At 71.8% G+C, this 11,895-nt stretch carries 13 protein-coding genes; 6 read left to right on the forward strand and 7 right to left on the reverse strand.

The window, feature by feature from the left end; translation table 11 throughout:
• Window positions 1-155: 155 nt before the first annotated feature.
• Window positions 156-1,511, reverse strand: coding sequence for a dipeptidase (locus tag ABZV34_RS26005; RefSeq protein WP_356281202.1), 1,356 nt, complete (start codon window positions 1,509-1,511; stop codon window positions 156-158).
• A 185-nt stretch (window positions 1,512-1,696) separates the two neighbouring features.
• Between ABZV34_RS26005 and ABZV34_RS26010 the strand changes: the two genes are divergently transcribed.
• A complete protein-coding gene (locus ABZV34_RS26010) occupies window positions 1,697-2,902 on the forward strand; it encodes a geranylgeranyl reductase family protein (RefSeq protein ID WP_329285636.1) in 1,206 nt (401 codons plus the stop codon).
• 358 nt (window positions 2,903-3,260) lie between these two features.
• Here ABZV34_RS26010 and ABZV34_RS26015 read toward each other — a convergent pair whose 3' ends face one another.
• Entirely contained in the window at window positions 3,261-3,710 is a 450-nt protein-coding gene (locus ABZV34_RS26015; RefSeq protein WP_356281205.1) for a nitroreductase family deazaflavin-dependent oxidoreductase, read from the reverse strand.
• Between the two features lie 147 nt (window positions 3,711-3,857).
• On the opposite strand from ABZV34_RS26015, the gene ABZV34_RS26020 reads away from it, so the two are divergent.
• From ABZV34_RS26020 to ABZV34_RS26030, 3 genes are all read left to right on the forward strand, one after another.
• Entirely contained in the window at window positions 3,858-4,598 is a 741-nt protein-coding gene (locus ABZV34_RS26020) for a TetR/AcrR family transcriptional regulator (protein WP_356281208.1), read from the forward strand.
• A gap of 170 nt (window positions 4,599-4,768) precedes the next feature.
• Window positions 4,769-6,016 carry a sensor histidine kinase gene (locus ABZV34_RS26025; protein WP_356281211.1) on the forward strand — a complete coding sequence of 416 codons (1,248 nt, stop codon included), beginning with the start codon at window positions 4,769-4,771 and terminating at the stop codon, window positions 6,014-6,016.
• Window positions 6,013-6,678, forward strand: coding sequence for a response regulator transcription factor (locus ABZV34_RS26030; protein ID WP_356281213.1), 666 nt, complete (start codon window positions 6,013-6,015; stop codon window positions 6,676-6,678). Before ABZV34_RS26025 ends, ABZV34_RS26030 begins: the two co-directional genes overlap by 4 nt.
• Here the strand turns inward: ABZV34_RS26030 and ABZV34_RS26035 are convergent.
• Both ABZV34_RS26035 and ABZV34_RS26040 read right to left on the reverse strand, forming a co-directional pair.
• Window positions 6,639-6,920: a DUF6332 family protein gene (locus tag ABZV34_RS26035; protein ID WP_356281216.1), complete on the reverse strand. Its 282-nt coding sequence runs from the start codon at window positions 6,918-6,920 to the stop codon at window positions 6,639-6,641. The genes ABZV34_RS26030 and ABZV34_RS26035 overlap by 40 nt on opposite strands.
• Window positions 6,921-7,084: 164 nt before the next feature.
• Window positions 7,085-8,575 (reverse strand): MFS transporter, encoded by a 1,491-nt coding sequence (locus ABZV34_RS26040; RefSeq protein ID WP_356281219.1) that lies wholly within the window; start codon window positions 8,573-8,575, stop codon window positions 7,085-7,087.
• An 85-nt stretch (window positions 8,576-8,660) separates the two neighbouring features.
• Between ABZV34_RS26040 and ABZV34_RS26045 the strand changes: the two genes are divergently transcribed.
• Window positions 8,661-9,098 (forward strand): MarR family transcriptional regulator, encoded by a 438-nt coding sequence (locus ABZV34_RS26045; RefSeq protein WP_356281222.1) that lies wholly within the window; start codon window positions 8,661-8,663, stop codon window positions 9,096-9,098.
• Here ABZV34_RS26045 and ABZV34_RS26050 read toward each other — a convergent pair.
• From ABZV34_RS26050 to ABZV34_RS26060, 3 genes are all read right to left on the reverse strand, one after another.
• Window positions 9,085-9,846 carry a maleylpyruvate isomerase family mycothiol-dependent enzyme gene (locus ABZV34_RS26050; protein ID WP_356281225.1) on the reverse strand — a complete coding sequence of 254 codons (762 nt, stop codon included), beginning with the start codon at window positions 9,844-9,846 and terminating at the stop codon, window positions 9,085-9,087. The genes ABZV34_RS26045 and ABZV34_RS26050 overlap by 14 nt on opposite strands.
• A complete protein-coding gene (locus ABZV34_RS26055; protein WP_356281227.1) occupies window positions 9,825-10,031 on the reverse strand; it encodes a hypothetical protein in 207 nt (68 codons plus the stop codon). Before ABZV34_RS26055 ends, ABZV34_RS26050 begins: the two co-directional genes overlap by 22 nt.
• A gap of 109 nt (window positions 10,032-10,140) precedes the next feature.
• Window positions 10,141-11,385, reverse strand: a complete 1,245-nt coding sequence (locus ABZV34_RS26060) for an MFS transporter (protein WP_356281230.1) — start codon at window positions 11,383-11,385, stop codon at window positions 10,141-10,143.
• A gap of 292 nt (window positions 11,386-11,677) precedes the next feature.
• Here ABZV34_RS26060 and ABZV34_RS26065 point away from each other — a divergent pair, with 292 nt between their 5' ends.
• A complete protein-coding gene (locus tag ABZV34_RS26065) occupies window positions 11,678-11,893 on the forward strand; it encodes a hypothetical protein (RefSeq protein ID WP_194280770.1) in 216 nt (71 codons plus the stop codon).
• Window positions 11,894-11,895: the final 2 nt, after the last annotated feature.

Consider the following 11,895-nt stretch of genomic DNA (forward strand, 5'->3'; position numbering starts at 1 on the left):
AGCGAGTTGACGGAGGATCAGTCAGGCCTACGAGCTCCCGCCGCGCGTGCGGCGAACACGCCCGCGACCCGCGCACCGTCCATGCGTCGCGACCTCGCCCGGGGCGTGGTGGAGGGGTCCCGCATCTCGCGGTGCGGGACCCCTCGCGGCAGTGCTCAGCTCGCCGCGTACTTCTGCAGGAACAGCGCCTCCGTGACCGACAGACGCTCCAACTCGTCCGGCGAGACGCTCTCGTTCACCGCGTGGATCTGTGCCTCCGGCTCGCTCAGCCCGATGAGGAGGATCTCCGCCCGCGGGTAGAGCGAGGCCAGCGTGTTGCACAGCGGGATGGAGCCGCCCTGGCCCGCCGACTGCATCTCCTCGCCCGGGTACGCGACCGCCATCGCCTCCGCCATCGCCGTGTACGCGGGGCTGGAGGTGTCGGCGCGGAAGGGCTGGCCCTGCCCGATCCGCTCGGTGCTCACCCGCGCGCCCCACGGCGTGTGCGCCTCCAGGTGGGCCTGCAGCAGCTTGGTCGCCTCGACCGCGTCCGTGCCCGGCGGCACCCGGAGGCTGACCAGCGCACGGGCACCCGCCTGTACGGACGGAGTGGCGCCGACGACGGGCGGGCAGTCGATGCCGAGGACCGTGACGGCCGGCCGGGCCCAGATGCGGTCGGCGACCGAACCGGAGCCGATCAGCTCGACCCCGTCGAGCACCTTGGCGTCCTGGCGGAACGCCTCCTCGTCGTAACTCAGCCCCTCCCACCGCGCGTCACCGGTCAGTCCGTCGACCGTCGTCGAACCGTCCTTCGCGCGCAGCGAGTCCAGCACCCGGATCAGCGCGCCGAGCGCGTCCGGTGCCGCGCCGCCGAACTGCCCCGAGTGCAGGTTGCCTTCCAGGGTGTCGATCCGGACCCGTACGAGGGTCATTCCGCGCAGCGTCGAGGTGACCGTGGGCAGACCGAGCCGGAAGTTGCCGACGTCGCCGATGACGATGGTGTCCGCGGTCAGCAGCTCCGGGTGCTCCTCGGCGTACCGCTCGAGACCGCCCGTGCCCTGTTCCTCCGAGCCCTCGACGATGACCTTGACGCTGACCGGAACGCCACCGTTAGCCTTGAGCGCGCGCAGCGCGAGGAGATGCATGACCAGGCCGCCCTTGCAGTCGGCGGTCCCGCGCCCGTACCAACGGCCGTCCCGCTCCGTCAGCTCGAACGGCGGACTGGTCCAGGCCGCCTCGTCCAGCGGCGGCTGCACGTCGTAGTGCGCGTACAACAGGACGGTCCGCGCGCCCTCGGGCCCGGGAAGGAAGCCGTACACCGACTGCGTCCCGTCCGGGGTGTCGAGCAGCGCCACGTCCTGGAAGCCCTCGGCGCGCAGGGTGTCGGCGATCCAGTTGGCCGCGCCCTCGCTCTCGACGCGCGGATACTGGCCGAAGTCCGCCACCGATTTGAAGGCCACCAGTTCGGTGAGCTCCGCCTTTGCCGTGGGCATCAGCGAGGCGACGGTCTCGGCGACCGGATTCGACGACATGGGCACGCTCCTTGTGGGTGCGACGTTGTACTTCTGTGTACGGGTGACCGGGTGGTGCGCGCACGCGCACTGGTGTGCAGGGCGCATACGGTGCCGATCCTCCCACAGTGGCCTGCGGCGACGTCCACCGTAGGATGCGGGAGAGCAGGTGCGGCAGACGGCTGGACTGGGAGCAGTAGACCATCGTGAGCAGCGAGAACTCTTCGGCGGACGACGGACAGATGGTGTGGGACGTCGTCGTGGTCGGCGCGGGGCCAGCGGGCGCCTCCGCCGCCTATGCGGCAGCGGTCGCGGGACGTAGCGTCCTGTTGCTGGAGAAGGCGGAGCTGCCGCGCTACAAAACGTGCGGCGGCGGAATCATCGGCCCCTCGCGCGACGCGCTGCCACCCGGCTTCGAGCTGCCGCTGAGAGACCGGGTGCACGCGGTCACGTTCTCGCTGGACGGCAAGTTCACCCGGACCCGGCGCTCCAAGCAGATGCTGTTCGGGCTGATCAACCGGCCCGAGTTCGACCAGCAGCTCGTCGAGCACGCGCAGAAGGCGGGCGCCGAGCTGCGTACGGGCGTCACGGTCTCGCGGGTCGAGCAGCACGGGTCGGCCGTGCCCGACCGGCGCACCGTCGCCGTCGTACTGCAGGGTGGCGAGACGGTGCTGGCGCGGGCGGTGGTCGGCGCGGACGGCAGTGCCAGCCGCATAGGGGCGCATGTCGGGGTGAAGGTCGACCAGGTCGACCTCGGCCTGGAGGCGGAGATCCCGGTGCCGGAGACCGTCGCCGAGGACTGGCAGGGGCGGGTCCTGATCGACTGGGGTCCGATGCCCGGCAGTTACGGCTGGGTGTTCCCCAAGGGCGACACCCTCACCGTCGGTGTGATCTCGGCGCGTGGTGAAGGCGCCGCCACCAAGCGGTATTTGGAGGACTTCATCGCCCGGCTCGGGCTGGCCGGCTTCGAGCCGAGCATCTCCTCGGGTCATCTGACGCGCTGCCGTGCCGACGACTCGCCGCTGTCGCGCGGGCGGGTGCTCGTGTGCGGGGACGCGGCGGGACTCCTGGAGCCGTGGACGCGCGAGGGCATTTCCTTCGCGCTGCGCTCCGGGCGGCTGGCGGGGGAGTGGGCGGTACGGATCGCCGAGGCGCACGACGCGGTGGACACCCGCCGCCAGGCGCTCAACTACGCCTTCGCCATCAAGGCCGGGCTCGGCGTCGAGATGAGCGTCGGCAAGCGCATGCTCACCGCTTTCGAGCGGCGGCCGGGCACCCTGCACGCGGTCCTGACCGGCTTCCGGCCCGCCTGGAACGCGTTCGCCCGGATCACGCGCGGTTCGACGACGCTGGGTGAGCTCGTCCGCTCCCACCCGCTGGCCGGGCGTGCCCTCACCGCACTCGACAAGTGAACCGGCGGCGGTCCAGGTAGGTCGTGGTTCGCCTGAACCCGGCGCGGAAGGCCTCGGTGCGGCGGGCTCGTGACGGACCCCGGACGCCCGATCGATGACGGGTGGGCGTCGGCTTGTCGGGCCCGGTGCGCGCGGGGCCGGCGATCCGGGCGGTCGGGGAGTGCCGGGACGGTGGCCGAGGCGTGCCGGCTCGGTGGCCCGAGCGCGTCGGGCCGAACGCCCAGGAGGCGCGAACCGGTCAGCCGACGGTCCCTCGGCGGCCGGGGCTTCGGTGGCCCGGGCGTCGGTGGCCCGGGCGTCGCGCCGGGCCCTTCGGGGGGGGCGATGCGGGGGCCGGCCGGATCCCGGGCGGCAGCGGTCAGTTCTTGACCAGGACCCGGAACACCGGGTGGTCCGGGGCGATGCGGCGCAGCTCCTCGTCGGAGGAGTCGGGGCCGACCCCCTTGAAGAAGACGCCGACCTCGGCCTTCCAGCGCTTGAGGTAGGCGCGCAGCAGCGGAACCTTGTCGTCGTCGGTGACCTCGGTCGCCGTGAACGTGTCGGCCTCCTTGCCGAGGCGCAGTTCGCCACCGCCCGCGGCGCGCATGTTGTGCGTCCACTGGACGTGGCCGCGAGGCGCGACCAGGTAGTGCTGCCCGTCCACGGTGAGCAGGTTGACCGGTGTCGTACGCCACTCGCCGCTCTTGCGGCCGCGGACGGCCAGGACCCGCGATCCCCAGACGCTGAGACCACGACGGGTCATCCAGGCCACGACGCGGTTGAGGACGTTGACGGTGAACCAGCCGGGCTTCTGGACATGCGTGGACATGATGACCCCTGTCGAGTAGGAGATCGCCGCTCACTTTTGTGAGCACTGCTCTCGCTTGAGAGCAGTCTGCACGAGAGGGGCGATCCAAAGCAAGAGCGGTGCTCTCGTTTGTGTGCAGTGCTCTGGAAACGTGACAGACTGCCTCCCATGACGACCGCACGAGGAGTACGCGCCCGAGCCAGGATCGAGGTCACCGCGGCCATCAAGGAAGCGGCACGCAGACAGCTCGCCGAGGAGGGGGCCGCCAAGCTCTCGCTGCGTGCCGTCGCCCGCGAACTCGGTATGGCCTCCTCCGCGCTGTACCGCTATTTCCCCAGCCGCGACGACCTGTTGACCGCGCTCATCATCGACGCCTACGACTCCCTCGGCGAGAGCGCGGAGGCGGCGCATGCCGAGGTCGTGACAGCGGCCGGCCCGCGCGAGCGCTGGATCGCGGTCTGCGTGGCGGCGCGCCACTGGGCGCTGGAGCATCCGCACGAGTACGCGCTCATCTACGGTTCGCCCGTGCCCGGATACATCGCGCCGCAGACCACCGTCCCGGCCGCCTCCCGCGTGGGGCTGCTCCTGGCCGGGATCGTTCGCGACGCCCACCAGGGCAAGGGCGTGGCCCGCACCCCGCTGTCCGCCGGGCTGCGGGCGGAGGCGCGGCGGATGGCCGCCGACCTCGCTCCCGACCTCCCCTCCGAGGCGGTCGTGGCACTCGTCGCCGCCTGGTCGCAGCTCTACGGCCTGATCGGGTTCGAGGTCTTCGGGCAGTTCAACAGAGTCGTCGAGGACCGGGAGGCGTTCTTCCGGCACGCGGCGGACCAGCTCGCCCGCGGCGTGGGACTGGTGTACCCGGAGCCTGCCGGGCCGGCGAGCGGCAAGAGTGACCGGGCCGGCTCCTGAGGGAGGGCCATGGGAGGGCCATGGGAGGGCGTGGCGCTCCGGCGGGATCCCGGTGGCGTGGAGGTGCCGGACCGGTGGTGTGCGCCGGGCGCACTACTCCGTGGGGAGTACGTGTGATCACCTCGCCCGGCTGACGCCGTCGGCGGCCGGTGCCGTCTAGCGTGGCCGTCATGGAAGAGCAGCGAACCCGCAGGTCCCCGGGGTGGGGCGGTGGACCGCCGTGGTGGCGGACCGGGCCGCCGGGGTGGGCCGGTGGCGATCCCCGGGACTTCGCCGGGCGCGCGGGCCGCCTGCCCTGGCGCTCCACTCTGCTCCTGACCGTTCTCGTGCTGGTCGGCTCGCAGTTCGCCGCGCACGCCCAGGTCGGAGATCGCGCGGCACTCGACCCCTTCGCGCGGGCGCTGCTGCTCGTGGGGTGCGGTCTGCTGCTGTGGCGGCAGCGGCGTCCGGTGCTCGTCGCCTTCGGCACGGCCGCGGTGACCCTGGCCTACCTGGGCGCCGGATACCCGTACGGGCCCGTCTTCGTCACGGCCGCCGTCGGCTGCTTCGGCGCGGTGGTGGCGGGTCACCGCCGAGCGGCATGGGCGGCCATCGGCATGCTCTGGCTCGGCCATCTGCTCATGGCGCACTGGCTCTATCACTGGCTGCCGCCGGCGGGGGACCGGGAGGTCTCCTGGACTCGGGAGATCGGCGTCGCCACCTGGGGCGTGGCGATCGTGGCCGTCTCGGAACTGGTGCGCGTTCGCCGTGAGCAGTGGGCCCGCGACCGCGCCGAGCGCGCGCAGGCCGCGGCGCGTCGCGCCGACGAGGAGCGGCTGCGGATCGCCCGCGAACTGCACGACGTCCTGGCGCACAGCATCTCGGTGATCAATGTCCAGGCGGGTGTCGGCCTCGCGCTCCTCGACTCCGACCCGGAGCAGGCGCGGTCGGCGCTCACCACCATCAAGGAGGCGAGCAAGGAGGCGCTCGGCGAGGTCCGGCAGGTACTCGCCACCCTGCGTGCGCCCGGAGACGCGCCGCGGGCTCCGGCGCCCGGACTCGACCGGCTCCCCGAGCTCGTCGAGCAGGCGGCGGCCGCCGGCCTGGCCGTCGAGGTCCGGGGCACACCTCCGAAGCTTCCGCCGGGCATCGACCTCGCCGCGTTCCGGATCGTCCAGGAGGCCCTCACCAATGTCGTACGGCACTCGGGATCGCGGCACGCGCGCGTGCGGGTCGAGCCGTCGGGGGACGTCCTACGGCTGCGTATCGACGACGACGGACCCGGGACCGGCGCCGAGGCGGGCGGCAGCGGGCACGGGCTGGCCGGCATGCGGGAGCGGGCCGCCGCCCTCGGTGGCACGATCGAGGCGGGCGCGCGCGACGACGGTGGCTTCCGTGTACTGGCCGTACTGCCCCTGCAGGTCAAGGAGGACCGGTGATCCGCGTACTGCTCGCCGACGACCAGGCGCTGGTCAGGGCAGGCTTCAAGGCGCTGCTCGACGCACAGGCCGACCTGGAGGTGGCCGGTGAGGCGGCCGACGGCGACGAGGCGCTGCGCAAGGTGCGCGCACTGCGGCCCGACGTCGTGCTGATGGACATCCGCATGCCGGTCCTCGACGGGCTGGCCGCGACCCGCCGCATCACCGGCGACCAGGATCTCAGGGACGTCAAGGTGGTCATGCTCACCACCTTCGAGCTGGACGAGTACGTCTTCGAGGCGATCCGCTCCGGCGCCTCCGGTTTCCTCGTCAAGGACACCGAGCCGGACGAACTCCTGCGCGCGGTACGGGCGGTGGTCGAGGGCGACGCGCTGTTGTCGCCGGGGGTGACACGGCGGCTCATCTCCGAGTTCGCGGCCCGGTCGAAGGAGCCCGCGGCGGCCGGCCTCCTCGTCCAGCTCACGGAACGGGAGCGGGAGGTGATGGCGCTGGTCGGAATCGGTCTGTCCAACGACGAGATCGCGAGGCGACTTGTCGTCAGCCCGCTCACCGCCAAGACCCATGTCAGTCGGACCATGGTGAAACTCGGAGCCCGCGACCGGGCCCAACTGGTCGTGATGGCCTACGAGTCGGGGTTGGTCCGGCCGGGGTGGCTGGGCTGAGCGCCGGCCGCGCGGCCGAAGCGGATCAGCACGGTGACCACACGTACGGCGAAGAGCGCCACGGCCAGCATTATGCCCGCGGTGATCAGGAACTTGTCGACGGTGAAGGGGAGATGGAACAGCAGCGCGGGGCCGGACACCGCCCCGAGCGCGAGCGCCGCCACGAACGCCGCGCTGAGCAACGCGTACCCGATTTCCACGGTGATCGCGTCCCGTTGGTCCTGCGTACGTGTGGGTCTCATCCGGCAAGTGTCCGTGCGGCGCGCCCGGCGGGCAAGGAATGTCCGGCCGGGCGCGTCGAGTTGAGTACGGAACGGGATGGATCGGGGCGAAGTGGGGGCTCGTCGGTCGGTGTGGCAGGGGCGATGGTGTGTTCGGTGGCCCGGGTGGGTCCGGGCGGGCCGGGTCAGTCGCGGACCGGCACCCGCTCCGGCGACGTCTCCCGCGACGCCTGCCGCTCGGACTTGGCGACGACGACGGACCCCCGCGGACGCCGCGTCCGCAGGCCCGGCAGGGTGATCAGCAGCCCCGCCAGGGCGATGCCCGTGACCACGAGCAGACCGGCCCGGTAACTGTCGAGGACGGCCTGTGGGGAGGAACCCCCGGAGGAGTTCGCGGTGACGACCGCCGTCACGATCGCCAGGAAGATGGCGCCACCCACCTGGACCGAGGTGTTGAGCAGGCCCGAGACCATGCCCTGTTCGTGATCGTCGACGCCGTTGGTGGCCTGGATGTTGAGCGACGGGAAGACCAGTGCGCAGGCAGCGCCGATCAGCAGCATCGTGGGCAGGATCACCGATGCGTACACCGGGTCGAGGCTGACGCGCAGGAACAGCGCGTAGCCGACCACCATCAGCGCGAAGCCCGCGGCGATCAGCCGCGGGGTACCGAAACGGTCCACCACGGCGCCGACCTTGGTCGAGGAGAGCGCGACGAGAGCGCCGGCGGGCAGGAAGGCGAGCGCGGTGTGCAGCGCCGACCAGCCGAGCAGCGACTGCATATAGAGCGTGACCAGGAACTGGAACCCGACGTACGAGCCGAAGAACGCCATGGCGCCGAGCTGGGCCCTGATCTGGCTGCCGGAGCGCAGCACCCCGAGCCGGATCAGAGGTCCGGGTGAGCGCCGCTCGACCCGGACGAAGACCGTGAGCATGACGGCGACCGCGAGGAAGGACAGCAGTGTGCGGGCCGAGGCCCAGCCCGCTTGCGGGGCCTGGACGACGGTGAACACGAGCAGCAGCATCGATGCCGTGCCGAGAACGGCGCCCGGGATGTCGTAGCCGTTGTGGTCCTTCTCCCGTTCGCTGCGCGGCAGAAGCTTCATGCCGACGAGGAGCGCGAGGAGCGCGATGGGCGCGGGCAGCAGCATGGTCAGGCGCCAACTGGCCTCGGTGAGCAGGCCGGACAGGACGAGACCCATCGAGAAACCGGTGGCCGCGCAGGTGGTGTAGATCGACAGGGCGCGGTTGCGCAGCGGGCCCTCGGGGAAGGTCGTGGTGATGATCGACAGGCCCGCCGGCGCGGTGAACGCCGCGCTGAGGCCCTTGATGAAGCGGCTGGCGATCAGCAGCGGGCCCGAGTCGACGAGTCCGCCGAGCAGTGAGGCGAGCGCGAAGACTCCCAGGGCCACGAGGAAGACCTGTCGGCGGCCCAGCAGGTCGGCGGTGCGTCCGCCGAGCAGGAGCAGTCCGCCGTATCCCAGGATGTAGCCGCTGACGATCCATTGCAGGGTCGAGGTGGAGAGATCGAGTTCGGAGCCGATGGAGGGCAGAGCGACGCCGACCATCGACACGTCCAGCGCGTCCAGGAACATCGCGGCGCAGAGCACCAGCAGGGTGCCCCACAGTCGGGGGGTCCAGCGTCCCAGGGACACGGGGGTGGTGAGCGGGGAGGTCATGACGGAGAGAGTACATGCACATGCATTCAATGCAAATGCATTTAATTCCGATGCAACAAAGGAGATTCTTTGCTACGGTGCGCCCATGGCGGCGGAGAAGGCCGAGCAGGTGCTCGTGGACCAGTGGCGCGACATACTCGCGGTGCATGCGCGCACCCTGTGCGAGGTCGACCGCGTGCTGCACCGGCACGGCCTGGGCGCAAGCGACTTCGAGGTGCTCGACGTGCTGGCCGGTGACGCCGAGGCGGACGCCGCCCGCTCCTACCGTGTCCAGGAGATCTCCGACCGCGTGCATCTGAGTCAGAGCGCGCTGTCCCGGCTGGTGGCCCGGCTGGAGAAGGACGGCCTCGTGACGCGGGGCATGTGCCAGGAGGACCGGCGGGGTGTGCGGGTGTCCCTCACGCCCAAGGGGTTCGACCTGCACCGTGAGGTGGTGCCGCTGCAACGCGCGGTGCTCGCGCGGATGCTGGCGGGAGATCCGGCCGCCGGGGACGACCGGACCGCCGGACTCAGCTCCAGGTGACCGCGGACGTCTCCCGCCACAGCGCGACGAGTGAGCTGTCGCCGGTGACCGTCGGAAACGGCAGCCGGTTCCACAACGCCAGGTAGAGCCGCGCGGCGGGACCGGACACCTCGCAGTCGACGTCGGAGTCCTCGTCGTGCCGCGTATCCCGGGCCGGGCCCCGCTCGCTCACGGGCGGTTCGGGCGACAGCCGCAGGGTCCACACCGCGTCGGCGTCCGTCGCCCGCACGCGCAGGACGCGGGGTGTCCGTGCGCGGACCCTGCTCCGCGTCCGGCCGTGGAAGCCGCGCAGCAACTCGTCGATCCCGTCCACGGCGAAGTCCGGGGCGACCGCACCGGGCGTCCCGTCGAGCGCGGACTGTGCGTCGACGCGGTGCACGGTCGTCTCGTGCGCCTGCCGCCTGGCCCAGAAGGCGAGCGGCGAGGGGGCGGGCAGAAAGCTCCAGCACTCCACATCCGACGGCGCGGAGGCGAGGCTGTCGACGAGCCGGCGGTGGCCGTCGCGGAACCAGGCCAGGAGGTCGGCGCCATCGAGTTCGGGCAGGCCGCCGTCCCGTAGATACGCGGTGTGCCCCTCGGTGACGAACGCCCTCGCCCAGCGGTGCACCATGCCCGTGTGCCGTACGAGATCCCGCACCTGCCAGCCCGGACAGGTCGCCACCTCGGCGTCGGGTCCGGCCTCCTCGGCCGCGGCCTCCAGTGATCGGCCCTCCGCGTCGAGGGCTTTCACGAATTCCGGAACGTCCATGCGGTGAGTCTGCCGGACGAACCGCGCGGCGAGGAGAGGTTCACGAGGGTGTCCGCTCGGCGGTTCGCGGCGCCCGTGCGGATGACGGCCGAGGTGGCGAGGAGGCTGAGGCCGTCGGCGGAGGGGGTACCGGGGGCGGCGTCGCGGTTGCTGTGGGCCGGGGCCGGGTCGGCAGGCAGGACCATGCCTCGATGCCGAGGGCGAGGTCGCCGACCGAGAACTGACGGCGCTCGCCCGGCCTTTCGCCCCCTGCTCGCCGGGCGGCCGGTGTCTTCCGGCGCGTACGGGCCGGCGTCAGCCGACCGCGACCCGTCGGGTCGTGAAGCCGATGGCGGCGGCCACGGCGGCCAGGGCGGCGACGCTGGTGAGCGCCGTGGGCAGGGAGAACCAGTCGGCCATGAACCCGATGGCGGGCGGCCCGAGGAGCATGCCGCCGTAGCCGAGCGTGGACGCGGCAGCGACTCCACCGGGTCCGGCCAGGGCGCCCGCGCGTTCGATGGCGACCGGGAAGATGTTGGCGAGGCCCAGCCCCGTGACGGCGAATCCGAGCAGCGCGGCCCACGCGGAGGGGGCGAGCGACCCGAGCAGCATGCCGGCCGCGGCCGTCGCACCGCCCACCACCAGGATCCGGGTCCGCCCGAGCCGCTCCAGCAGCGCCGTGCCGCTGAGCCGTCCGATCGTCATGGTGAGCGCGAAGCAGGAGTAACCGGCGGCCGCGACGCCAGGATGGGCATCGAGGTCCTGTTCGAGATGGAGCGCCCCCCAGTCGGCCAGGGCTCCCTCGCCGTACGCCGTGCACAGGGCGATCACGCCGAAGACGAGTACCAGCAACCGGATACGGGAGTCCGTGCGACGGCGTACCCGCTCCTCGGCGGGGCGCCGGCGGCCCGGGGCCGCGGGGGTGTCGTCATGGTGGGGACGGTCCGGTGCCGCCGGAGCCTCCTCACGCAACAGGACGCGTCCCGCGACGGCGGTCACCGACAGGCCGACGAAGGTCAGTCCCAGCAGATGGCGGGTGGGGGTCAGCGATCCCGCGACGAGTCCGCCGAGGCCCGCGCCGATCATGCCGCCCAGACTGTACGCCGCGTGGAAGCCGGGCATGATCGGCCGTCGCAGCGCGGCCACCAGGTCGACGGCGGCGCTGTTGAACGCGACGTTGATCCCGCCGTAGGCCGAGCCGAACACCAGGAGCACGGCGCCCAGGGCCGCCGCGGAGTGTGTGAGCGGCGGCAGTGCCACGCTCAGCGAGAGGATGACGGCACAGACGACGGTCACCGGGTGGTTGCCGAACCGGCGGCACAGCCTTCCGGTGAGCGTCATCGTGATCACCGCGCCGGCCGAGACCCCGAGCAGCGCGAGCCCGAGCGTGCTCGCCGAGGCGCCGGTCTGCTCCTTGATGGCGGGGATGCGGACGACCCACCCGGCGAAGACGAACCCGTCCAGGGCGAAGAAGGCGGTGAGGGCGATACGGAGGCGGGTGAGGTCCTTGCCGTTGTCCGGCGCGACGTTGCGCGTTCGGGTTTTGTTTATTTTCGGCACAAAATCACGGTAAGGGGGCGCTTGGGCTGCGGCAAGACCGTTCGCGGGGCAATCCGGGGGAGGTGGAGGGGGTGGGGCGGCGGGGGATCGGGGTGGCGGTCGAGGGTGGGGTGGCTCATTCGAACTCCCGTCCAGTCCTCGCCGCCCCCTTGAATCCCTTGCGGCGCGGGCGTCCCGTCCTCTACTGTCCAATCTCGTTGGACAGTTCGTCCGACGGAGTTGGGCACGGCCCGGGGGGAACCTGACCGCGCCCGACGAGCACAGGGCACCGATTCCTTAGGGGGAATTGATCATGATGGATCCTCGTGAACTGGACGCCGAGTCGGCGGAGCTGCTGCCGGGCCGTGAGGCTCTGGGCCGGCTGAAGTTCAGCATCGGCAAGACGGTGAACGTCACCAAGCACGTCGCCAACATCTCCGCGCACAACGAGTCTGCCGCGCTCAACGACCACTCCTCGTGGTCGGTGGCGGACTCGGGTGCCGGTCAGGCCATCAACGTCAGCCAGTAATT

Origin of the sequence: Streptomyces sp. NPDC005195, from assembly GCF_040608315.1 — a bacterium.
GTDB lineage: Bacteria > Actinomycetota > Actinomycetes > Streptomycetales > Streptomycetaceae > Streptomyces > Streptomyces kaempferi.